Source organism: Microcoleus sp. Pol17C6 (assembly GCF_036701145.1).
GTDB lineage: Bacteria > Cyanobacteriota > Cyanobacteriia > Cyanobacteriales > Microcoleaceae > Microcoleus.
In genome coordinates, this window is record NZ_JAUBQH010000063.1 from 14,231 (window position 1) to 37,924 (window position 23,694).

A 23,694-nucleotide genomic window follows, 5' to 3' on the forward strand; every position below is an offset into this window, starting at 1 on the left:
ATATTTATGGAAAAATCCCGGGCGGGTTTTACTCTCCCGTACAGTCAGTTGTCTTGGGCCTTCATTCTTCTATCTTCAGTCTTTAATCCTTGACTGTTAGCTACTTACTAACACTTAATTACTAATGACTGATGACTCTGAACTAATGACTGATAACAACCAATATTCAGTTGTCTGAAAACTCGTTCTCGCTCGTCTAGCTAGCTGATACTGCTGCTAGCTGACTCAGTACGTCCTTTAACTTTTGAGTTACCTCAACGGGCGGATCGCACAGGGGCGGACGGGTGGAGCCTACATCCCAGCCTTGAAGTTTAAGAGCTGTCTTGACGGGAATGGGATTTGTGGTGAGAAAAAGAGCTTTAAACAGGTCAAAAAGTTGCAAGTGAATCTGGGTAGCGACTTGAACTTGACCGGCCTCGAAAGCTTTGATCATCTGTTGCAGTTGCTCTCCTACCAGATGGCTGGCTACGCTAACTACACCAGATCCTCCTACCGCCAACATTGGCAAAGTTAGGGAATCATCTCCAGAATAGATGGCAAATTCAGGGGATGTCAAGCACCGAATTTGACTTGCTTGATCCAAGTTGCCACTTGCTTCTTTTACGGCCACAATGTTGGGGATTTCTGCCAATCGAGCCACCGTCTCCGGCAACATATTCTGACCAGTGCGACCGGGGATGTTATATAACATTATAGGCAATTCAGGAGCAGATTGCGCGATCGCCCGAAAATGATTATATAAACCTTCTTGCGGCGGCTTGTTGTAATAAGGAACCACCTGCAAACAGCCGTCTAACCCGAGTTTAGCTGCTTTTTGGGTAGCTGCTACTGCTTCTGAAGTAGAATTCGATCCGGCTCCTGCGATTACCAACGCCTTACCGACCACCGCCTTTTGTACCACCTGAAATAATTCGTACTCTTCATCCCAGGTCATAGTGGGAGACTCGCCTGTAGTGCCGCACACTACCAAGCTATCTGTACCGCGATCGGCTAAATGAACTGCCAATTGTTCTGCTACCGCATAGTTAACACTGCCGTCTTCCTTAAACGGCGTAATCATTGCAGTCAGAACCCGTCCAAACTTTACCACACTTTCTCCGATTTTAGACTGTTGATTTTTGATTTTAAATTTTAGATTTCAGATGAAAGGTTTATCTAAAATCCCCAATTTGAATTTCCCAATTGCCAGGGTTCCCCCTAATTAGAAGCCGCAGCCACTTGGGTTCGCAACAAATTTTTTTGGACTAGCAACTCAGCTATCTGCACCGCATTTAAAGCCGCCCCTTTGCGGATTTGATCGCCCGACAGCCACATCTCCAACCCGCAGGGGTGAGAAATATCTTGACGAATCCTGCCCACTAACACCTCATCCTTACCGCTGGCTTCTGCGGGCATCGGGAAATAATTAGCTTGCCAGTCTTCTACCAGCTTAACCCCGCTTGCCTGCTTTAAGATTTCCCGGGCCTCGCTCGCGCTAAAAGGCTCTGCAAACTCTAGATTAATCGCTTCCGAATGAGCCCGTAGTACGGGAACCCGCACACAAGTTGCCGTAATTTTAATCTCGTCCGTACCAAATATCTTCCGAGTTTCGTTTACCATTTTCATCTCTTCTTCACAATACCCCAAATCATTAATCGGGGTGTTGTGCGGAAACAAATTAAATGCTAAGGGGTAGGGAAATATATCGGTTTTGGGCGTTTCCCCCTGCAAAATTGCTCTTGCTTGAGCTTTCATTTCCTCCATTGCCCTGGCACCCGCGCCGCTGGCCGACTGGTAAGTTGCTACAACGATGCGCTGTACCGGCCTAACTTTGTGAAGTGGCCAAACGGCAACTGCCATCAAAATAGTCGTGCAGTTGGGATTAGCAATTATACCTCGGTGAGCTGCAGCCGCTTGGGGATTGACTTCTGGAACCACTAGCGGTACGTTCGCATCCATGCGGAAAGCGCTAGAATTGTCAATTACCACTGCTCCGGCTGCCACCGCTTGCGGAGCCCATAACTTAGAAGTCGAGCCGCCTGCCGAAGCGAGCACCAAATCTACATTATCAAAAGATCGCGCCGAAACTGCTTCGACCGGCAGCATCTCACCGCCAAAAGGCAAAGTTGTGCCTGCTGAACGTTCCGAAGCCAGCAGCTTCAAGTTAGAAATCGGAAAACTCCGGCTGTGCAATAGTTCTAGCAACTCGGCACCGACTGCGCCGGTGGCTCCTAAAATTGCAACTCGATAGGATTGAGACAAATTAGTTTCCTCCACAAATTATAGTTTCAACGATCGAAATCAAAAATTTAAATAACTGCAATTCTCAATATCAAACTTAATTAATGTTATGCGATATCAGGAGCATGAGAGGATAGCAATGGTGCAGTTGACCTAAAAGGGCGATCGAACTTCCCGATCGATCCGTGCGATCGTAGCCAATGCCAGTTTAGCATCTTTTGCCGCTCGCCCACGCCCAATCCGCATCCGGTTAAGTTTTGCGATATATCTGCATTTTCGCAGGCGCATCCATTGACTTTGACTGGCCGCAGAGGCCGGCAACATTGACATCACAGGGCGATATGTGCTATGGTGCATCGGCAATTAGTGGACTTAACCTCCACATTCCTAGCAGCAAAAGCTAGTATCGTCAAACCAAAACTATTTGGCAAGAGCCAAAAAAGTAGCCGGAAATGACTTACAGTCTCATCCGGTAAAGGTGTTGTAGTTGTGCCGTTACGAGTCAAAGCGTACAAAATTAAAATGCAGGCAAAGTCAGATTTGTATGTATTTTATTACACTATTGTTAAATATCACAAAAGCCGATGAAAGTAACCCAGGAAAAACTTCCAGCTAGCCAAATTGGTCTGGAAATCGAAGTACCGTCAGAAAAGTCAAAACAAGCTTACGAGCAAGTAATTAAACAATTTGCTCGCGAGGTTAATATTCCTGGGTTCCGCAAAGGCAAAGTTCCCCGTCAAGTTTTGCTACAGCGCCTAGGCCAGACTCGCTTGAAAGCGACGGCTTTGGAAAATTTGATTAATGATTCCCTGCAAAAAGCCCTAGAACAAGAAAAAATTGCGGCAATTGGCAGTTTTGAACTTCGCACCGAGTTTGAAGAATTACTAGAGAAGTTCGATCCAGAACAGCCTCTGATTTTTTCGGCAAAGGTTGATGTACAACCAGAAGTGAAAATGGGTCAGTACACAGGTTTGCAGCTTCAAGCAGAAGAAGCTAAGTATGATGAGGCTCAGGTAGATGAGGTACTGGCAAAATATCGATCGGACAAAGCTGCTTTAATCCCCGTAGAAGGCCGGCCGGCTCAGTTGGGAGACATGGCTTTGGTTGATTTCTCCGGTAGATTTGCGGAAGCACCAGAAGGCGAAACTCCCGCAGAAATTCCCGGCGGTCAAGCAGAAGATTTTCAAGTAGAATTATCGGAAAATCAGTTTGTACCGGGCTTTATCCAAGGCATGATCGGGATGAATCCAGGAGAAACTAGAGAAGTTTCCGTGCAGTTCCCAGATGAGTATAGCAGTGAAGAATTAGCGGGGAAACCTGCCGTCTTTACGATTACTCTCAAAGAACTTAAGGAAAAAGAATTGCCGGAGTTGGACGACGACTTCGCCCAAGAAGTCAGCGAGTTTGAAACTTTAGCAGAACTGCGCGAATCGCTCGAAACTAGGTTTAAAGCAGACAAAGAAAACCAGACATCAGCTAATAAGGAAAAAGCTATATCAGCAGCCCTCGTGCAGCTAATAGAAGTGGAAATTCCTGAAACAATGGTCGATCGCGAAATCGATTATTTGTTGAATCAACAAGCCGTCCAATTGAAAAATTACGGCATAGATATCAATCAACTGTTTACCGAAGAAAATATGGGCCCGATGCGAGAACGCTCGCGCCCGGAAGCAATCGAGCGCCTCAAGCAGAATTTAGCTCTGGCAGAAGTAGCCAAGCTGGAATCCTTATCTGTTGAACCAGCAGAAGTAGCAGCCGAAATAGCAAAAATCAGAAAGCAGTTTCCCAAAGGAGATTTTGACCCCCAAAGGTTGAAGGAATTTGTAGCAGAAGATTTGCTCAAACAAAAAACCCTGAAATGGTTGGAAGAAAAAGGAACAATCGAACTCGTACCTGAAGGCTCTCTGACTCCTGCAGCAGAAGAATCAGAAGAATCGGACGCTGAAGATTCATCAGAAGCAGCCACGAGCGTTGAAGTGGAAGTCGTAAGCGAAGAATAGAACTTAATGTGTTCAAATGTCCTAATTGGGGGCATGAAATCAACCGTGATTTTAGCGGCGCACCTGATCCTTAACTACAAGCTCCGGGTGCGCCTGATCCTTACTAAAAGCTTGGGGTGTCCACTAGAAGCAGCGATGATTTACACGTAGGTGTTTTAACTCATTACCCCGCGAGCCTTGCAAGTTACTCCAGCGTGGCGCCCAGCGCAGAAAGCAATTTCAGAACTCAAAACTCCCCATTCCCCCGATATCTGTTCAGAAGAGGCATAATAGTTAAAAGCTGGCGGCTTAATTTAAAGCTTTCATCAGCAGCAGCAAATTGTTTAGAATCCTTGACTGGTGTCTTATGGTTGTATCTCAATCTTCCAATTACCTAATTACAAGCTATAACGATTTTGATGTCAGTTCCAGCCCCAGCAATGTAGTGCCGATGGTACTAGAACAGTCGGGGATGGGCGAGCGGGCTTTTGACATTTACTCGCGCTTGCTGCGGGAGCGAATTGTGTTTTTAGGAACTCCCGTAACCGACGAAGTTGCTGACTCAATAGTGGCTCAGCTATTGTATCTAGATGCCGAAGACCCAGAAAAAGATGTCCAAATGTACATTAATTCCCCCGGCGGCTCGGTGACGGCCGGCATGGCAATTTATGACACAATGCAGCAAATCCGCCCGGATGTGGTGACGATTTGTTACGGTTTGGCAGCGAGTATGGGCGCATTTCTGCTGACAGCAGGAGCTCACGGTAAGCGGATGTCTCTTCCGAGTTCCCGGATTATGATTCACCAGCCGCTTGGAGGCGCTCAAGGTCAAGCAGTTGATATTGAGATTCAAGCCAAAGAAATCCTTTATCATAAGCGTAAGCTGAATCAACTGCTAGCGCACCACACAGGTCAACCGATCGACAAATTAGAGGCTGATACAGAGCGCGACTTTTTTATGTCAGCCGAGGAAGCCAAAAATTACGGTTTGGTCGATCGAGTTATCGCTAAGGAAAACCTTCCGACGGCGGGAGAGAATGTCACTGCACTGAATTAAGAGGCTGTTATGTCTAAGTACGACTCCCATCTAAAATGTTCGTTTTGTGGCAAGTCTCAAGAGCAAGTACGCAAGTTGATCGCAGGGCCCGGGGTGTATATCTGCGACGAATGCGTAGACTTGTGCAATGAAATTTTAGATGAGGAGTTGTTTGATTCGAGTGCAGTGCCTGCTGCTGCGGTGGCTCCGAAGCAGGAAACGACGCCAAAGCGCCGCGGTACCTCGGGCAAAAGTATGTCCCTGAGCCAAATTCCCAAGCCGAGGGAAATTAAAAATTACCTCGACGAAAACGCGATCGGGCAAGATGAGGCGAAAAAGGTGCTCTCGGTGGCAGTTTACAACCACTACAAGCGCCTCAGCTTTATCCATGCCAAAAATAGCGGCAAGCACCCGCCGGAAGAAGTAGAACTGCAAAAATCGAATATTTTGTTAATCGGGCCGACGGGCTGCGGAAAAACTCTGCTGGCTCAGACGTTGGCGGATATGCTAGACGTGCCGTTTGCGGTGGCTGACGCGACGACGCTGACGGAAGCAGGCTATGTCGGGGAAGATGTGGAAAATATTTTGCTGCGGCTGCTGCAAGTGGCAGATATGGACGTGGAAGAGGCGCAGCGCGGAATTATTTATATTGATGAAATTGACAAAATAGCCCGCAAGAGCGAGAATCCTTCGATTACCCGGGATGTTTCGGGTGAAGGCGTGCAGCAGGCGCTGCTGAAAATGCTTGAGGGGACGATCGCCAATGTACCTCCCCAAGGCGGCCGCAAGCATCCCTACCAAGACTGCATCCAAATTGATACCAGCAATATCATGTTTATTTGCGGCGGCGCTTTTGTCGGTCTAGAGAAAGTGATAGAGCAGAGAACGGGTAAAAAGTCAATGGGTTTTATTCAGCCCGGAGAAGCTCAGCCGAAGGAAAAGCGGGCTGCTGATGTACTCAAGCAACTGGAACCGGATGATTTGGTGAAGTTTGGGATGATTCCTGAGTTTATTGGGCGGGTGCCCGTGGCTGCAGTGTTAGAGCCCCTCGATGAGGAAACGCTGATGGCGATTTTGACTGAGCCGCGTAATGCTTTGGTTAAGCAGTATCAAAAGCTGCTGAAGATGGATAATGTGCAGTTGGACTTTAAGCCGGAGGCGATTCGGGCGATCGCCCAGGAAGCATACCGCCGGAAAACTGGAGCGCGGGCGCTGCGGGGAATTGTCGAAGAATTGATGTTGGATGTGATGTACGAGTTGCCGTCGCGCAAGGATGTTGCCCGGTGTACGATTACTAAGGAAATGGTCGAGAAGCGATCGACGGCTGAGTTGTTGGTACTTCCGTCTTCCCTACCCAAGCCAGAGTCAGCTTAAAAGTAGATATTCACAATCACTAGGTGACTATAATTCAACCTAAAACTTTTAGGGTATTAAGAAACCTGGAAGGGCGGCCACTCTTAGCAGCGCCCCTACTAAAAAAACCGGGTTTCTCGGTTTTTTTAGTGATCTACATTACCAATCTATAAAATCATCCTCACCTAACTCAGAAGACAACTCGGAAAAATCCGGTTCAGATTCCAATCTAAAAGTTTCCGACTCCCAAATCTCCAAGTCATCCGACAAATCGACTACTTCCCCGTCAAACATATCAGCCAATTTCCTAGCCGTATTCGCGACATATTGAGCGTCATCACGCACCGCTATAGCCTGAGCTTTAAAGTCATTTTGAGAGTCTGTAGAACCGTTTGTGGGCGATCGCGATTCGGAAATTGCCGGCACATTAACGGCGGTATTTTCAGGCGCTGGCGGGTGCTTTTGTTCTCCACCATTCCCCAAAAAATCATCTGTAATCTCAGAACCCGCCGATTTCTGCACCTGTTGGCCCGCATCACTCACAGGATGAGAATTCCTAGGATTTTCGCCAACACGTCCGTTAGAAGTAGGCAAATCCTTGGCGCGGGAACTATTAGTTTCAGCGGGATTTGTCAAGCCCACTTTTACTGTTACTCGACGGTTAAAAATTTGCAAAAAAGCTTCTTCAATATTAGCTACTTTGTCTTTAACCATATTGAGCAACGGCTGGGAACTAATCTTAACATGAGCAGTATTATTGCTAAAAATTACTAGCTGTCCATGTTGGCGAAGCAGCGATTGAGTGCCATGCGGCCGCACGCGGTCAAGTACCTGTTCCCACACTCGATTTAAATCGATTTCATCGGCTGAATTAGTCGAGGAATAATTTGTTTGATTAGTTTCAGCAGTTGGTACAGGTGCGGGAATCGCTGCAGGAGGTGTGCTTTCTGTTCGATTAGCCACAGGCTGCGACTGAGGCGGAGGATTCTGCGAATTGGGAACTGAAGATTGTTCAATATGAGATGTCTGACTCCCCCCCGATTGTAGGGGCGGTGCCCCCGTGCCCGCCCTGGGTTGGGGGGGGTAATTTTGTGGTGGTGGAGCAATATTTTTCGCTGGTTCGGCTGTTGTTTGCTGCTGAGTTCTAATTGCTGAAGGCAACAATCCCAACAGCGTTACTTCCAGCCACAAACGCGGCTGAGTAGTGTTTTTAATTTGCACTTCGTGGGTTTGCAAATGTTTCTGACCTGCCAAAATCAACTCCGCATCCCAACTGCGGGCAAAATCCCCCAGTTTTTCCCAAGTGGCCGATGTTAAAGCTACTAAATCTGACCGCTTTGGTGCAGCTTTGGCTATTAGCAAATCTCGGTAAAAACTCGCGAGACTTTGCAGCACGATTAGCGGTTCCCGACCGCGATCCATGAGATGGCGGGTCATGTCTATTAATGCTGTAGCGTTATCTGTATCAATAGCTTGCAGCAAATCCATTAAATCATTTTCGGGGACTGCACCGACTAAATCCCAAACTTTTTCGACTGTTACTTCACCCTGAAATAAGCTTAGTTGGTCGAGCAAACTTTCGGCATCTCGCAGACCACCTTGGGCGATTTGAGCAACCATTTGTACTGCATCGCTGGCAATATTGATATTTTCTAATTTGGCAATTTTGTGCAAATGGGCAATCATTGCTTCGAGGGGGATGCGACGAAAGTCAAACTTTTGGCAACGAGAAATAATAGTTGGTAATACTCTTTGTGGGTCGGTTGTGGCGAGGACGAATACAACGCGATCTGGCGGTTCTTCTAGGGTTTTTAATAAGGCGTTAAATGCCTGGGTACTGAGCATATGAACTTCGTCGATTACATATACTTTATAGCGGCATTGTACGGGAGCAAATTGAGCTCTTTCGATTAAATCCCGAATGTTATCTACTCCGGTGTTGCTGGCGGCGTCAATTTCGATGACATCTAGTGTGGAACCTCGGGCAATTTCTTGGCAAACGTTGCATTTGCCACAGGGTGTGGGGGTGGGGGCAACCGTAGAAATACAGTTGAGAGATTTGGCGAAAATTCTGGCACTAGAGGTTTTACCGGTGCCTCTGGGGCCGGTGAATAGATATGCTGGTGCTATGCGCTCTTGTAGGATGGCGCTGGTGAGGGTTTGGGCGATCGCCTCTTGACCGACTAATTCGGCAAATGTCTGAGGGCGATATTTGTGGTGCAGGGGTTCGTAGGTCACGATCGAATAATGGTGGTATTAGCTGTAATCTTAGCTAAGGAGACGTTGTTCGATCGCACCACAGCTCGACTTTCACAGCAAGCCGCCCGGTGGGCTGGCACGGCGGGAGTCAGCCAACAGTAGGAATTATCACTCTCCAACGTCCGCCCCCTGATCGTCCGGGCGATCGACTGTTCTGCTTGATGTTTTCCGCTGCTCGCTCCCAGAGTTACTATTAATTTATGTGTATTTCTTTTTATTTTTCTAGAAACGGAGACCGCCGAACAAACATTTTTTTTAGATGTATTGGTATAATATATTACAGACAATTCACCATTTCTATTGGCCAGTGCCAGCGCGGGATTTTCCGATATTTCGGAAACCTGCTTGCAGTTAAAGATAAAGTATTAATTAGAGGGTGCGTGCTCCAGTTGCAGAAATCCAGTTGTACCAAGATGATGGTGGAATGATGTCAATGTTGGTTGATCCAGTTGCACTACCAGCTCTACTCTGGAGTCCTGTATAAATATAGCGTCAAATTTTACCCTTTAAAAGCCCATGTCAACCCAAATAATCCTTGTAGAACCAAGGTTGGCAGTAGCCTCTCCCAAACCTAAAAAGGCTAAACCCGGAGATCCGTCCTCAGACCAACTCTTAATGGGAGGGTCAGGATTACTGTTGTTATTGCTTATCGGTTTAGCGGTGTTTACCAAGCTAAAACTCGACGATTTGAGTAAAAAGCTCAAATTTGAGGAGTTTAGAAATCGAGAACTCCAGAAAAAATATAAAATGGCTCTGGAAACCATGTTAAAGATGGAAAAGAATCCCGACCTTATCCACTCGCGAGACTTTAATTTAGACTACCTGAGAATGCGGATGGCGGAAGAGGTCTTTCACTTTGCCATTGTGAACCAGATCAAGGTAAAAGTTAAAGAAAAAATTAGTATTGCCCTGCGTCCGACTCAGGGGGCAGTGGGAGATAAAAATGGGAATGCGGGCAGCGGCCGGCAAGTGGATTCGATGTTTGATATCGAATACGAAACTGGCGATCCGGCAATAAAAATAGAAAAACGCGTGCTGTTTCGGATTCAAATTAAGTTGATGAAACTGCCGACTCAGGCAACATCAGCGACAATTAATCAAATTATTGACTGTTTGGAAACTTATCTGAGTCCTTCAGACGATCACGACAGTTGGCAGCCAACAATTCAAGGTCGCATCGTTCATATTGAGTGGGATCAAAAAGCCAAGCCGACGCCGATGTTGGTGCTGGAACAGTCAAATGAAGGGGTGAATGTTACCTTTAGGACTACTAGAACGCCTGCCGGCAGACCTGCAAATGCCAATGATAGCCAATTGGCCGGATCTAAGGGTCAAAAAAGTGGCAAAAGTAGTTCTAAAAGTCCAGCAAAAAGTGGGACAAAAAGTCCTGCTAAGGTAGGAGGAAAGCGTCCCGTTTCTCGGAAATAAGTGTAGGTGGATTAATATTATTTTCCCGAAAGAACGCCGGTTGCCACCGTTGTTGATGTGTCTTGTGCGAGGTAGCCGTCTTCCATGTGAATAATGCGATCGGCTATATCTAAAATGCGGTTGTCGTGGGTGACAAGCAAAATAGTGCAGTGCTGTTCTTTGGCCAAACCTCGCATAATTTCTACCACATCTCTACCTGATTTACTGTCTAGTGCTGCTGTGGGTTCGTCTGCTAATACTAATTTCGGCTGGCTGACTAATGCGCGGGCGATCGCAACTCTTTGTTTCTGACCACCAGAAAGACTGTCTGGGTAATAATCTATTCTTTCTCCCAAGCCTACAGCTTCCAGCATTCCCTCTATTTTATCATTAGTTTCTTGGGGAGAAAGATGACTGTGCAGTTCTAAAGACATTTGCACATTTTGCCTAGCTGTCAAGCATTTGAGCAAATTGTGAGCTTGGAAAATATAGCCGATGTCGCGGCGGATTTTAACTAATTTGTTTTTCGGCGTTCCCCGCAATTCTTGGCCAAGAATTTTAAGACTACCTTCTTGGATCGATCGCAAAGCTCCTATCAAGGTTAACAATGTTGTTTTACCCGACCCAGAAGGACCAGTCATCAGCACGATTTCGCCCGGATAAATTTCGAGGTTGATGTCAAATAATGTCTGTTTGCGAAGTTGTCCTTCGCCGAAGGAATGATTGAGATTTTGAATCGAGACAACTGGTAAAGTATTCATTCGTAATTTGTACTTGGTAATTGGTAATTCCTTCTTCCTTCTTCCTGACATCCCTTACATCCGTTACAGAATCCGTTGCCGAACTTCCTTCTTCCTTCCTTAAAAAATATCCGCCGGGTCAGCCGCCTGCAACTTCCTAACTGCGATCGCGCCGGACACAGAACACATTACAACTGTCATAATAAAAACAGTCATAGCTTTCGCCAAAGTCATATACATCGGCAAACTCGTAGCACTTCTCCCTAAATTGTACAGCACCAAAGAAACTCCAAACCCTGGCAAATAGCCAAGAATTGCCAAAATCAAAGCCTCTTGAAACACCACACCCAAAAAGTAAATATCCTTATATCCCATCGCCTTCAGCGTCGCGTATTCCGGCAAGTGGTCGGTAACATCAGTATAAAGAATTTGATAAACAATCACTATCCCAACGATAAATCCCATTGCCGCGCCGAGTGTGAAAACAAATCCGATGGAGGTACTTTCCTGCCAATATTTTTTTTCAAAATCTACAAACTCTTCTTTAGTAGAAATTCTCACATCGTTCGGCAAAGTTGCCCTCATTTTATCAACAACAGCCTTAACATCTGTTCCCGGCTGCAAGTGAACAATACCTATATCGATTAAACCTCTTGTTCTCCGCGTCGAAAAAATCCGCATAAAGTTCAAATCGCTGGTGACAAGATTTCCGTCGGCACCGAAAGAGGCCCCTATAGTAAATAAACCATCTACCCTAACGCGGCGATTGTCAACTTCAGTTTCAACAACTTTTCCCTGTTTGAAATATTCTGCTACCGGCCCAAACTCCGGCCGAGAAGCTTGGTCAAATAAAACCACATCCGAAATTTTGATTTTGTCCAAATTATTTTGGATTTCAGGCAGATCAAAGATGGGATGAGCAGGGTCAAAACCGATTACCATCAATTGGCGAGTATTGCGCTGGTTGGGGTCGGGGTTTTTCCACAATCCAAAGCCTAAATATACGGGACTAATTGCTGTAACGCCGTTAAAACTCAAAGCTTGATACAAGCGACGCTGGGGAAAACTTTTCATGGCTATTAAAGCCGTAGACTGGGTGCTGCTGATAAAAATATCTCCTTTTAATTTCGAGTGAAAGGTGATGGAGCTTTCAAATAGCGCGTCTCTAAATCCAAACTGCATAAACATTAGCAAGTCAGCAAATCCAATGCCTGCTAGCGCGATTACTAAGCGCATTCTTTCGCGGGTTAATTGTGCCCAAGCTAGTGGTATTTTTGCCATAAGAGTCTATTTTAGAGTTTAGATTTTAGGTTTAGGAGGGAATAATTTTACGACTTAAGCACGGGTGTTGAGAAATCTGTTTTTTTCCCCTTATATTTGATTCAAACCCTTAATATCGGTAAAATACCCGGTTGATTGAGTCCCCATCCGTAAGTTGTCTCAACGTAAAATTTAGATATTTATTTTGACTTCAACCTGCAAGTTTGTTAGGGTTGCAACTTTCTTGCTCGATTCCGGATCGAGGCGAATTCTAACTTCGATAACTCTCGCGTCGGTGTCGGCGGCGGGGTCTGTATTAAGGACATCTTTTTTGCTGATTTGTTTGCCGATGCGATCGACTTTTCCTTCCACAGTGCCTGCAAAAACCGGGCTGGTGACTGTTGCGCGCTGGCCGTTTCGCACTTTGGCGATGTCGGTTTCGTAAACTTCTGCTACGGCGTACATTTGATCGGTGCCGCCTAGTTCTACGATGCCATCTTGAGTGTTGACAGCTTCTCCTTGTCGGCTGTGAACTTTGAGGATGTAGCCGGATACGGGTGCTTTGACGTAACTTAAGTTTAAGTCTACTTGAGCTTTTTGTTTGGAGGCGATCGCACTTTCGACGGCGGCTTGGGCGGCTTGCACGTCTTCGGGACGTACTTCGGCAATTTGGTCTAGATTTGCTTTGGCTTGATTGATTTGTTCTTGGCCAGTTTCTGCTTTTTGTTTTAGTATTGCTTCGGCTTGATTGATTTGTTCTCTACCAGTTTCTATCTTTTGATTTAAGGTTGCTCTGGCTTGGTTAATTTCCTGCCTGCCTGTTTCTAACTTGCGTCGGAGATTGGCTCGGGATTGATTGATTTCCTGCTTGCCTGTTTCTACTGTTTGTTTGATTGTTGCTTTGGTTTCGACTATTTGCTCTTGCAGTGTTTGCACTGTTTTTTCTAATATAGCTTGCGCTTCTTTTACTCTCTGGCGAGCCGTCTCTGCTGCTAAGCGTTTGGTGTCGTAGGCGGAAGCAGAAATTGCGCCTGTTTGGGAGAGTTCTTTATTGCGTTGTTCCTCGGCTTCGGCGTTGGTTAATTCGGCTTTTAGCCGATCGACTGTAGCGTTTTGAGACGCAATTTCGCCGCGCAATTGAGCTTCTAGCCTAGCCAATTTGGACTGCTGCACCTCTGTTTCTCTTTCGAGTTGTGCCTCAAATTTGGCAAGATTAGCTTGTTCGGCTTCGGTTTCTCTTTGGAGTTGTGCCTCAAATTTGGCGACGTTAGCTTGTTCGGCTTCGGTTTCTCTTCGCAGTTGAGCTTCTAAGCGGGCGATATTGGCTGCTTCGCCTTCGGTTTCTCTTTGCACTTGTGCTTCAAACTTGGCAACTTCTGCTTTTTGAGCGCCGACAACGCCTGTTTTTGCGCCTGCTTGAATTTTCGCTAATTCTGCTTGTTTGACTTTGACTTCTTTGTCGGCTTGTTGCAGGATTGCTTGGAGTCGATCGCGCGTATCGAGAACTGCTATGATTTGTCCTTGACTGACTCGATCGCCCTCTTCCACCTGCAACTGTTCAATTCTTGCTCCCTCCGACGCCGAAGGGGCCGACAATTTGATAACTTCCCCCTGCGGAGTCAACCTACCCAAAGCGGTAACACTGTTGCGGGTGGCGACGGAAGTTGCCGCCGCCGCTGCCGCCGCCGCCTTTAACTCTTCGGCTTTTTTAAGTTGAGATACTTGCCAAAAACCGACTCCTGTGGTAATGAGAGTGGCGGCGATCGCTAAACCGATGAGTCCTCGCCCTGGGGGTTTTAAAAATGATTTATCCTTGACCCGTGATTCCTTTCCCATTACTTATAAAGTAGGTGATTTCCTAATTAAGTTTTGCCCACCTACTATTAAGTATTGTAAACACATTTAAGCTATTTAGGGATATCAAAAAGCACTTCGGTCATATAATGTTCGGCCCAATCTTGACCGAAAGCTTTTTCGAGTACGCGGCGGGTTTTGTCGTTTTGCTGCTGCTGGGTGCAGTAGTAAATTTGAGCGTCTAGAATTTTCGATGCTTCTGCGGCAGAGACTGGTTCGGAAGCGACTGCCTGTTTGCAGTGAATTTCAACGTAGGATTCAACAATATCCAAAAACCGACTGTTTTCTTCGATCGACTCGGGCCGCACAAACAGGCAAAATTCTGAGAAAATATCCCCCCATTCGGGAATTTGGCGGGGACAAGAAAATTGATCGATCGGCAATATTGCCAGTTGGGTTCGGTAGGTTTCCGACAAAGTTCGATCGGGATTGAGGGGAGAAAGGTCTGCGATCGCGGCGCTAACTTGGCCTTTGCCTGCTACGATATCCGTACCGAACATCGGCAAAGCATAATTCGGTCTGGGAAACATCACGCAGTGCAGAATGTCAAGCAACGGCCCGACTTTAGCGAGTTCGAGGTGTATTTTGCGGAACTGGGGCGTTTGATAGCAGCGGTTTTCAATGATCAGTTTTTCTCCTTCCAAGCGGCCTTCTACATATCCCAACTCAGCGGGCAGGTGGTAGGGTTCGAGGTCTAGATAGCGGTGCCATACTGCTTCCATCCGGTCTGCTAAATCGCGGATGAGATGGTGCTGTTGGTCGCGCAGAGAAGGCTGGGATATTTCTAACATTCGTATTTATCGGGGGATAGCTTAATAAAACTTGATTCTACTGTTGCAAGATGCAGGAAAAAAGGTAGATACTTTAACAATATCAGTAGATTGACTTACGATCGAGCAAGTTTTACAGGAGATTTTGTATGTTTGGTCTGGGATTGCCTGAAATGGGCATTGTTGCGGTGGTGGCTATACTAATTTTCGGCCCCAAGAAGATTCCTGAGTTGGGAAATGCTTTGGGCAAAACGCTGCGGAGTTTTAAGGAAGGGGTTGGTCAATCTGAGGATGAAGCTGTTGAGAAGGATAAAGAGGAAGAGGGTCAGCCGAAAGTGTAAATTAGGTTTGTAGTGAGGATTTTAGTCTTCCTTTTTAAGGGCTCAAGCCCTCACTAAGAACCTATTCTGGAAATTTGCCTTCTCTAACTTCGAGGGAATAATCTGTGACAGCTTGGGTAATTGTTTCTCGCAAATTGGCGTAAGCTTTAGCAAAAGGCGGCTGTTTTTCCGAAAGTCCCAACAAATCGGAAGTAACTAAAACTTGGCCGTCGCAGTGCGGCCCGGCGCCGATACCAATGGTGGGAATAGTTAGTTTTTGGGTAATTTGAGCGGCTAAGTCGGCGGGAATGTGTTCTAAGACGATCGCAAAGGCACCTGCTTCTTGAAGCGCGATCGACTCTGCTATGATGCGATCGGCTGCTTCGGCTGTTTTTCCTTGTTTTTTGTAGCCGAGTTGGTGTACCGACTGCGGAGTTAAACCAACGTGCCCCATCACTGGAATTCCGGCGGATGTTAGCTGCGAAACTGTGGCAGCCATTGCTGGATATCCACCTTCCAATTTTACAGCTTGAGCGCCAGTTTCTTTCAAAGCTCTCCCGGCCGAGTGCATGGCTTGCTGGGGACTTTCTTGGTAAGTCAAAAACGGCAAATCTACAACAATTAATGCTTGTTTAACTCCACGGCGCACTGCTTTAGCGTGGTGCAGCATTTCATCGAGGGTTATGGGTAGGGTTGTCTCGTAGCCTAAGACTGTCATGGCGAGGGAATCGCCGACTAGGATGATATCTACGCCTGCTTGATCGATGAGTTGGGCGATCGCATAATCATAAGCTGTCAGGGCAACAATTGACCGCCCTTGTTGTTTCCACTGAATTAATTGATGAGTAGTGACTGACATTTTAGTGCAAAAATATAATATTTTTTCTGGGTATTACTTATGATATCAAATCCGGGCGATCGCAGATTATATTATCGATCATTCTGCCATTGAAATCACTTAATAGTCCAACTTTCCTTCCAGCAGAGGCGAACTAAGAGTAAGATGAGAAAATTAGATAAATTGTATACGCGAAAATAACTTTGCATTCCCTCTGCGGGCAAAAGAATTAACCCCTGATTTTTCAAGTCCCCTTCTCAACCCAAATTTTCCTGGATAATTAAGCCAAGTCAAGGTTCTTCTCCTGCGGGACTTTCTACACAATCATACCTGCCTTCTCGTCCAGCTACGGCAAAACCAACATTTTTGAACAGAATACATTTTCTGGTTCCTATTGCTGGATTTCCTGGGACTTCACCAACTAAAGTTAAACTTAACTGAGCGATCGTACAATTCAGGGTACATATTATATCTATGTTTTAACAATATTGGTAACTGAGAGCGCTGTGGTTCTTTATTGTTTAATTTTGGTTGACAATTGTTGCACATTAATAGCAATAATGCTCTCTAATTATTGAATTACGAAGCTTCTGCCATTCTTGTTTAGAAACATCTGCACGAGGTAAGGATTCAGGTCTAAAAACTTGCGGCTCCAACGCTTGTCTGGCAAGGGTTGTAGGGCAAAATAAGGGTTTTTGCCTTTCGTGGTTGATTGTCAATAAAGGACGAAAAACTGTCATTTTTTGTCTTTTATTGAGAATAGAGATTTATTTAGCATCAAGCTCCAGATCTAAAGTCTTTGCCCAGCAAGGAGTTCAGTGACCTGAATCCTTACTGCACGAGTTTTGTCACCCGATGGATCGCGGATATCCCAAATTGTATCTGCAATCCGATCGAGCGATCGCCCATGAGAACGATAATCGAAGTCCCAGAAAGCATCACCGACGCAATCTCCTTGTGTAGTAATCATTTCTCGATCCACTGTATTACGAATAGCATTCCATTCGCGGATGTAGGCAGAAGAATCGTCAGAACGCAATTTGCGGCCTCCTAATTGAGGATTCACTCTATAAAAAAACCAATCCGTAAACCTATCCACAGCTTGAGTGCGTGATTCATAATCGCGCGCTGTAGAACTGTCTAGATTGGAACCACCGAGTACAAGGGCTATAGCTAACGCACACACCCATAAAAACTGCGATTTTGACTTAATTGAAAGTGATTTAATTAACACCATTAAACCCTATAAAAATTATCAATCTCCCCGATATTGCTGGTGATAAATCTTCTATTCCCATCCATTTTTAGAACAAGAAACTCCTCCTGTTTTAGGTGCGAGAGTAGATAAGCACCAATAATTTCTCCCATCAAACACAACGCCTTTTGTGATATATTGTAACTCAGAGAGAGGTTGCCACGGTCGCTCGATATTAGACTCGTCATAATATCGATATTGTTTTCCCTTTACCTCTAAACCCTGATCCGTACCTCCCAACCAATAACGACCTTCTTCAATTATGTTTGATGACGATTTTTGTTGATGGCTATCTGTCTTTTTCTCAATCCACCAATTCCTCACAAAACGTTTTGTATTTTCAGAACCTCTTGTCGTAGCGACGATAACTAGCAGTTCTCCTTGTTGATTGATAAACTCAAAACGACAAGGCCCCTCTCCTGTACCAGAACAATCCTTAATCTCTGGATATCCTAAATCAAATAGCTCTTTAACCGAACGATCTCTGAGGTTGGGTTGACCCTGTAAGCTTGGCTGCCACCGTTGTTGAATCAGGATTTGACGCGCCTCTTCGTATGACATACCTTGTTGAAGAGGTATTTTTTTATTGGAATTTACAGAATTTTCAAGACTGACTTGAACCTTTTCACTTAAAGCAACGATTGTTGAATTTTCTTCGGGATTATTGAGGATTTTTTTTTGACTGGCTGTATCGATTTTTGCACTATTTATGCTGGAAATTTGTTGCTGTGGGGCAGCACCGGCAAAACTTGTATATCCAATGGCGATTAGTCCAAGCCAGGCTGCAATAATTCTGGTTGTAACAAGAGTGCGATCGCATATCCAACTTTTCATACTCATCGGTTTAAAACCTTTCTTTTTACAGAGTGGTGTAGAAATGACCTCTAGGAATTATCTTCGATCAATGCTGCGGTGTAAGGCGATCGAGTCTCACAGTCCACAATTGGAAATATACATTTCGCGTCGAATTGCTGACCATTCACTAATGCCGATCCGATCGCTTTTGGGAACTGGCTGTCCGGTTCGTTGAGGATGGCGGCTGTAAAAAATTGTATCTGCAAGTAAATCGTAGGTTTGCTCGTAGGTTTCGCCGTTAATTGTCGTGAATTCCCATCCTGTATCTCCTGGGGCGGGCCTAAAGCAGACTTCTTGTACCGACTTGACTCGCGGATCGATCGCTTCGCGCAATCTCCGCCATTGATTGCTATATTCGCGATCGCCCGCTTGGAGTTTGCGATTGTTTAACTGAGGATTAACCCTGTAGAATAAGAAATCGGTCAATCGATCGACGGCTTGTTCTCGCGATTCGGCTTTGGCTAGATTGGGGCTGCTGAGGACAAGGGCGATCGCCAGAGCACCAACCATTGAAAATCTTGAGACAGACTTAATTGATAACGACTCGATTAGCATAGTGATTTGGTGTTAATTCCTACCGCCATCCCAACCACCTGAGAACGGGCACAACTAAATAATGACTAACTCCCAAACAAAGCCCGATCGCACTTCCCAACAAACCAAAAAACACAATTGAGCCCCAAACTTGCAGCCAGCCGAAGGTAACGTTAGACAGTGACAAAATCCCAAAGAAACTCCCCGGAAAAATGTTCCAAGCATTCAGCAACAGAAACATTCCCGTAGAGAAAACAGCCACAACCAAAGCGTGAACTAATTGATGGCTCCGCAAACCCATTCCCACAGTCAAAGAGGCGATCGCAAAAGCTCCCAAAATAACCCCCTGCACACCGCTAGAAGCTGTTGCTTCCATCCAGCACAAACCAGCCAACAAATAACCCTGAGCTCCCATCAATCCCGACAGCCAATACTGTTTTTGCTGGCGAAAACTCCCCGCATCCGTCAAACCGATCGCAGTTCCGAACCCCGCAAACCCAAACAGCAGCACTTCCGGCCCGACAGCGAAAGTCATGTTAGGCATTAATTGCTGCAAACCTTCATTCAGAAAACTGGCAATTTCCGGGCCTAGAGGCGAAGCATAACCCAAAACCAAACCGCCGATGGCCCCGGCAGTTCCACCAACGCCACCGAGCACCATTTCCCAGCCCGTATCCAGAGAAGCTACCACGATTTGGGCGATCGCGCCGAACACAACACCAGTCAGGCTGACAGTTTTTTGCGCCCCCGCCACCACTACTTGCCGACAGAATTCTAAAATAGCTTGACCCGCAGGGGCGATCGCGATTTTGCCCTTACTCCTAGCATAAATCTCCTGCAAACGCGCCCGAACATCGCCAGCCGTCGCCGGACGCTGCTGCACGTTCGATCGCACCATATCGTCCAACAAATTCGCCAAAGCCGGACTCACAGATACAATGTGGCGCCACCGCAACTCACCCGTCATCGGATCTTCAATTTCCGCCGGATACTTCCCCGTCAGCAAATGAATGCAAGTCCGCCCCAGGGCATAAAAATCCGTTGCCGGCACCACACCGCCGCCGACAATTTGTTCAGGGGGACTGTACCCAGGCGAAATCAACCGCGTCGAACTCCGAGAATCTTTCCCCACGGATTCGACACCGCCCATCTGTTTAACTCCCCCAAAGTCGATCGTCACCAATTGTAGTCCGCCCAAACCCTTGCTTAGCAAAACTTGGGGCGATTCCGGGTCTCGCAGCATCAAATTTGAGGGTTTAATGTCGCGGTGAATAATCTGACACCTGTGCAACTCCTCTAAAATTTCCACAGCTTGACTCAGCCAACTAAACACCCATTCCTGCGGACATCCTTGAGGGTGCTCGTCGAGAACCTCTTCTAAAGTTTTGCCGTGAATCTTTTCCATTACCAAACAAGGCAGCCGCTTCGCCGCAGGATTTCCATCCCCGCCTGCAAAATTTTGCGTTTGGACGTGAAAATAACCGTCAGGCTCGACTCTCGGGACGCCCGGGTGCCGCAAAAGTGCCAAAACCCAAGCTTCTTGCTCGAACAGTTTCAGGGCTTTCGCGGAAGTTTCGAGCAACACTTTCAGGACGCGCTCGGTTTCAGTTTCTGTGTCCCAGACTGTGAAAATTGCTGCAAAGCCACCGGAACCGAGGCTTTCTAGAGGCACATAGCGATTTTTTAGCCGCAGCGGAGCCCCGCAACTATGACAAAAATTGTTGCCCCAAGTCTGAGGGTAGGGCCTTGGGCAATCTGGATTGATGCAGTGAACGGCTTTTGAAGGGGGGTGAGGCACAACCAGAGTAAAAATGGGGCTAAATATCCATAGTAGACTTACGCGCAGCTAACGCAGAAACCCGGTTTTCAGCGAGGTTAAATGGCTGTAACGACGGATTTGGTTTGAGAGCACAAGTCCTGTCCATATTATGTGCTATGCTGTCGATTTTTGAGTTGGCGGTCTGGAAGTCACGGGATTTTAGATTTTAGATTTGGGATTTGGGATTTTAGATTGCATACTGGATCGCAGTTGAGATCGATCTCAACTACTAACCACAACTTTAGGTATTTCTAACTACTTCCCCCGGGCTCATTACCCATTACCAATTCTGATTTTTAAGTATTAAATTCTTTACATAAACCGTATTAATCCGCTGTTCCGCTTGCTGCACCATATCTTTCGGTCTCTCAAAATTCCTCCCCACTCTGCGATCCCCAGCCTTTCCTCCTGCATCCTTCGCCGCTGGCATTTCATAAGATATGTTACAAATATTTGCCTAATGTAAAGCAAAATAAATAATACTTATGATGATTAAAAGAATATTAAAATTTGAGAGTGACACTTTGTTGATATATTTTTAACAGCCTGCGATCGGGCAAAAAAATTAAGCGAATACTAGGAAGCGAGATATGGCTTACGCGCAAACCCAAACTCAATCAAAGGCTGGGTATAAAGCCGGAGTTCAAGACTATAAACTAACGTATTACACGCCGGACTACACCCCAAAGGATACAGATGTTTTGGCGGCTTTCCGGGTAACACCGCAGCCGGGAGTACCCCCTGAAGAAGCCGGCGCTGCTGTAGCTGCTGAATCTTCCACAGGTACATGGACAACTGTGTGGACTGACCTCCTGACCGACCTCGACCGCTACAAAGGTCGCTGCTACGACATCGAGCCAGTTCCCGGTGAAGACAACCAATACATCTGCTTCATTGCTTATCCTTTGGATTTGTTTGAAGAAGGTTCCGTCACCAACTTGCTGACCTCTTTGGTTGGTAACGTGTTCGGTTTCAAAGCTCTGCGCGCTCTGCGGTTGGAAGACTTGCGGATTCCCATTGCTTACCTGAAAACCTTCCAAGGCCCTCCTCACGGTATTACCGTTGAGCGGGACAAATTGAACAAGTACGGCCGTCCTTTGCTGGGTTGTACAATTAAGCCCAAATTGGGTCTGTCTGCTAAGAACTACGGCCGTGCCGTTTACGAAGTTCTGCGCGGCGGTTTGGACTTCACCAAAGACGACGAAAACATCAACTCGCAACCGTTCATGCGCTGGCGCGATCGCTTCCTGTTCGTTCAAGAAGCTATTGAAAAAGCCCAAGCAGAAACCGGCGAAGTCAAGGGTCACTACCTCAACGTAACTGCCCCCACCTGCGAAGAAATGATGGAGCGGGCTGAGTTCGCTAAGGAAATCAAAACCCCCATCATCATGCACGACTACCTGACCGGTGGTTTCACTGCTAACACAACCTTGGCTAAATGGTGCCGCCGCAACGGTATTTTGCTGCACATTCACCGCGCCATGCACGCAGTTATCGACCGTCAGAAAAACCACGGTATCCACTTCCGCGTGCTTGCCAAGTGCTTGCGGATGTCCGGTGGCGACCACCTGCACTCCGGTACAGTTGTGGGTAAACTCGAAGGCGAAAAAGGCATCACGATGGGCTTCGTAGACTTGATGCGCGAAGACCACATCGAAGAAGACCGCAGCCGCGGTATTTACTTCACCCAAGATTGGGCCTCCATGCCCGGTGTCATGCCGGTTGCTTCTGGTGGTATCCACATCTGGCACATGCCGGCTTTGGTGGAAATCTTCGGCGACGACTCCTGCTTGCAGTTCGGCGGCGGCACCTTGGGCCACCCTTGGGGCAACGCACCTGGTGCAACTGCTAACCGCGTTGCTTTGGAAGCTTGCGTCCAAGCTCGTAACGAAGGCCGCAACTTGATGCGCGAAGGCGGCGACGTGATCCGCGAAGCTTGCAAATGGTCTCCTGAACTGGCTGTTGCTTGCGAACTCTGGAAAGAAATCAAGTTTGAGTTCGAGGCAATGGATACCCTTTAAGGATTTTTGGTTGGAGATTTTAGGTTTTAGGTCGCAAACTTGCTAGGAAGTCTTTATCTTTGAAGAAGATTTACAAGTAAGTTTGCATCCAAAATCTAAAATCCAAAATCTAAAATTTGAGGGGGCTGGGGTCAAAATGGATCTCAAACAAGTTGCGAAAGACACCGCTAAGGTGCTGGCAAGTTACCTAACCTATCAATCCGTGCGGATGGTGGTCGCTCAGTTGAGCGAAACCAATCCTCCTCTGGCAATCTGGTTGAATGATTTTTCCACGAAGGCCAAAATCCAAGATGGAGAAGCCTACATTCAAGAGTTGCTTTTGGAAAATCAAGATTTAGGATTTCGGATCATGACTGTGCGAGAGTATCTGGCTCACGATGTGACAGAATATTTGCCAGAAATGGTTTGTACTGGCATTCAACAGGCGAATATGGAACACAGACGCCAGCATTTAGAGCGAACTACGCAACTTAATTGGTCTGTTCCTAGCAGTAATCCTGAAACATCAATAGATTCTGAACCGAATCTGGATAATTTGTCGAGTTAATCGATCGACAAGTGCGATCGAACACACACCTTAGAGATACAAAAAATGAAGACTTTACCTAAAGAGCGTCGTTACGAAACTCTGTCCTATTTGCCCCCGCTGACAGACGCGCAAATTGCCAAGCAACTCCAGTACATCCTGGATCAAGGCTACATTCCCGGCGTAGAATTCAACGAAACCTCTGCCGCTGAAATGCGCTATTGGACTCTGTGGAAGTTGCCTTTGTTTGGTGCTCGCAGCGTCCAAGAAATCATGACAGAAGTTCAAGCTTGCCGTCAAGATAATCCTGGTTGCTACATCCGCGTCATGGGTTTTGACAACGTGAAGCAGTGCCAAGTGCTGAGCTTCATCGTCCACAAGCCTAACACCAGAGGCTACTAAAAAGTATTGGCTGGCTAATCTAACTTTTAGGTTAACAGTCATTGCAGATTGGAGGCGGGGAATTTTCTCTGCCTCTTTTTTTATGTTTGTACTAAGGACTTTAGTCCTTCTTCTTCCTTCTGCTATAGCTTACAATTGGAGTTTAGACTAAAAACAGTCATCCATAGTCCAATGGCACTGAAAAAGTGAGCAAAAAAAAATCTGTAAGGCAATATCTGCGTAGATAATTGCCTTACAAACCAAAAT

General features: G+C 46.4%; 21 protein-coding genes. 8 read left to right on the forward strand and 13 right to left on the reverse strand.

Going from position 1 to position 23,694, the window contains the following annotated elements:
• Positions 1-196: 196 nt before the first annotated feature.
• The 3 genes from dapA to QUA25_RS23790 all read right to left on the reverse strand — a co-directional run bounded on the left by dapA (position 197) and on the right by QUA25_RS23790 (position 2,577).
• Positions 197-1,090 (reverse strand): 4-hydroxy-tetrahydrodipicolinate synthase, encoded by an 894-nt coding sequence (gene dapA / locus QUA25_RS23780; protein WP_333041637.1) that lies wholly within the window; start codon positions 1,088-1,090, stop codon positions 197-199.
• A 107-nt stretch (positions 1,091-1,197) separates the two neighbouring features.
• On the reverse strand, positions 1,198-2,241 hold the full coding sequence (locus QUA25_RS23785) for an aspartate-semialdehyde dehydrogenase (protein ID WP_333041639.1): 1,044 nt from the start codon (positions 2,239-2,241) through the stop codon (positions 1,198-1,200).
• A 132-nt stretch (positions 2,242-2,373) separates the two neighbouring features.
• Positions 2,374-2,577, reverse strand: a complete 204-nt coding sequence (locus tag QUA25_RS23790; protein WP_333041641.1) for a hypothetical protein — start codon at positions 2,575-2,577, stop codon at positions 2,374-2,376.
• A gap of 227 nt (positions 2,578-2,804) precedes the next feature.
• Here QUA25_RS23790 and tig point away from each other — a divergent pair, with 227 nt between their 5' ends.
• The 3 genes from tig (at position 2,805) to clpX (ending at position 6,609) form a co-directional block, all read left to right on the forward strand.
• A complete protein-coding gene (gene tig, locus QUA25_RS23795) occupies positions 2,805-4,220 on the forward strand; it encodes a trigger factor (RefSeq protein WP_333041643.1) in 1,416 nt (471 codons plus the stop codon).
• 346 nt (positions 4,221-4,566) lie between these two features.
• Positions 4,567-5,256: an ATP-dependent Clp endopeptidase proteolytic subunit ClpP gene (gene clpP, locus QUA25_RS23800; protein ID WP_333041644.1), complete on the forward strand. Its 690-nt coding sequence runs from the start codon at positions 4,567-4,569 to the stop codon at positions 5,254-5,256.
• 9 nt (positions 5,257-5,265) lie between these two features.
• Positions 5,266-6,609 (forward strand): ATP-dependent protease ATP-binding subunit ClpX, encoded by a 1,344-nt coding sequence (gene clpX, locus QUA25_RS23805; protein WP_333041646.1) that lies wholly within the window; start codon positions 5,266-5,268, stop codon positions 6,607-6,609.
• A gap of 138 nt (positions 6,610-6,747) precedes the next feature.
• Here clpX and QUA25_RS23810 read toward each other — a convergent pair whose 3' ends face one another.
• Complete coding sequence (locus QUA25_RS23810; protein WP_333041648.1) at positions 6,748-8,826, reverse strand: DNA polymerase III subunit gamma/tau; 2,079 nt, start codon at positions 8,824-8,826, stop codon at positions 6,748-6,750.
• A 537-nt stretch (positions 8,827-9,363) separates the two neighbouring features.
• On the opposite strand from QUA25_RS23810, the gene QUA25_RS23815 reads away from it, so the two are divergent.
• On the forward strand, positions 9,364-10,275 hold the full coding sequence (locus QUA25_RS23815; RefSeq protein WP_333041650.1) for a hypothetical protein: 912 nt from the start codon (positions 9,364-9,366) through the stop codon (positions 10,273-10,275).
• 17 nt (positions 10,276-10,292) lie between these two features.
• Here QUA25_RS23815 and QUA25_RS23820 read toward each other — a convergent pair whose 3' ends face one another.
• From QUA25_RS23820 to QUA25_RS23835, 4 genes are all read right to left on the reverse strand, one after another.
• A complete protein-coding gene (locus QUA25_RS23820; protein ID WP_333041652.1) occupies positions 10,293-11,015 on the reverse strand; it encodes a DevA family ABC transporter ATP-binding protein in 723 nt (240 codons plus the stop codon).
• A gap of 99 nt (positions 11,016-11,114) precedes the next feature.
• Positions 11,115-12,275 carry an ABC transporter permease DevC gene (gene devC, locus QUA25_RS23825; RefSeq protein ID WP_333041655.1) on the reverse strand — a complete coding sequence of 387 codons (1,161 nt, stop codon included), beginning with the start codon at positions 12,273-12,275 and terminating at the stop codon, positions 11,115-11,117.
• A gap of 171 nt (positions 12,276-12,446) precedes the next feature.
• Positions 12,447-14,090 (reverse strand): HlyD family efflux transporter periplasmic adaptor subunit, encoded by a 1,644-nt coding sequence (locus QUA25_RS23830; RefSeq protein WP_333041657.1) that lies wholly within the window; start codon positions 14,088-14,090, stop codon positions 12,447-12,449.
• A 71-nt stretch (positions 14,091-14,161) separates the two neighbouring features.
• Positions 14,162-14,899 carry a phycocyanobilin:ferredoxin oxidoreductase gene (locus QUA25_RS23835; RefSeq protein ID WP_333041658.1) on the reverse strand — a complete coding sequence of 246 codons (738 nt, stop codon included), beginning with the start codon at positions 14,897-14,899 and terminating at the stop codon, positions 14,162-14,164.
• 128 nt (positions 14,900-15,027) lie between these two features.
• Between QUA25_RS23835 and tatA the strand changes: the two genes are divergently transcribed.
• Positions 15,028-15,219, forward strand: a complete 192-nt coding sequence (gene tatA / locus QUA25_RS23840; RefSeq protein WP_190734631.1) for a twin-arginine translocase TatA/TatE family subunit — start codon at positions 15,028-15,030, stop codon at positions 15,217-15,219.
• A gap of 61 nt (positions 15,220-15,280) precedes the next feature.
• On the opposite strand, the gene panB is transcribed toward tatA, so the two are convergent.
• From panB to QUA25_RS23865, 5 genes are all read right to left on the reverse strand, one after another.
• Positions 15,281-16,057 (reverse strand): 3-methyl-2-oxobutanoate hydroxymethyltransferase, encoded by a 777-nt coding sequence (gene panB, locus QUA25_RS23845; RefSeq protein ID WP_333041661.1) that lies wholly within the window; start codon positions 16,055-16,057, stop codon positions 15,281-15,283.
• A 769-nt stretch (positions 16,058-16,826) separates the two neighbouring features.
• Positions 16,827-17,222 (reverse strand): hypothetical protein, encoded by a 396-nt coding sequence (locus tag QUA25_RS23850; RefSeq protein ID WP_333041663.1) that lies wholly within the window; start codon positions 17,220-17,222, stop codon positions 16,827-16,829.
• A gap of 102 nt (positions 17,223-17,324) precedes the next feature.
• Positions 17,325-18,131, reverse strand: coding sequence for a hypothetical protein (locus QUA25_RS23855; protein ID WP_333041664.1), 807 nt, complete (start codon positions 18,129-18,131; stop codon positions 17,325-17,327).
• A 90-nt stretch (positions 18,132-18,221) separates the two neighbouring features.
• Positions 18,222-18,656, reverse strand: a complete 435-nt coding sequence (locus tag QUA25_RS23860; protein ID WP_333041666.1) for a hypothetical protein — start codon at positions 18,654-18,656, stop codon at positions 18,222-18,224.
• A 64-nt stretch (positions 18,657-18,720) separates the two neighbouring features.
• Complete coding sequence (locus tag QUA25_RS23865) at positions 18,721-20,478, reverse strand: serine/threonine-protein kinase (RefSeq protein WP_333041667.1); 1,758 nt, start codon at positions 20,476-20,478, stop codon at positions 18,721-18,723.
• A gap of 611 nt (positions 20,479-21,089) precedes the next feature.
• Between QUA25_RS23865 and QUA25_RS23870 the strand changes: the two genes are divergently transcribed.
• From QUA25_RS23870 to QUA25_RS23880, 3 genes are all read left to right on the forward strand, one after another.
• Entirely contained in the window at positions 21,090-22,520 is a 1,431-nt protein-coding gene (locus QUA25_RS23870) for a form I ribulose bisphosphate carboxylase large subunit (protein ID WP_190660564.1), read from the forward strand.
• 136 nt (positions 22,521-22,656) lie between these two features.
• The gene (gene rcbX, locus QUA25_RS23875; RefSeq protein WP_333041668.1) at positions 22,657-23,067 is read left to right on the forward strand and encodes a RuBisCO chaperone RbcX; all 411 of its coding nucleotides are present in this window, start codon (positions 22,657-22,659) and stop codon (positions 23,065-23,067) included.
• A 45-nt stretch (positions 23,068-23,112) separates the two neighbouring features.
• On the forward strand, positions 23,113-23,448 hold the full coding sequence (locus QUA25_RS23880) for a ribulose bisphosphate carboxylase small subunit (RefSeq protein WP_333041670.1): 336 nt from the start codon (positions 23,113-23,115) through the stop codon (positions 23,446-23,448).
• The last annotated feature ends 246 nt before the right edge of the window (positions 23,449-23,694 follow it).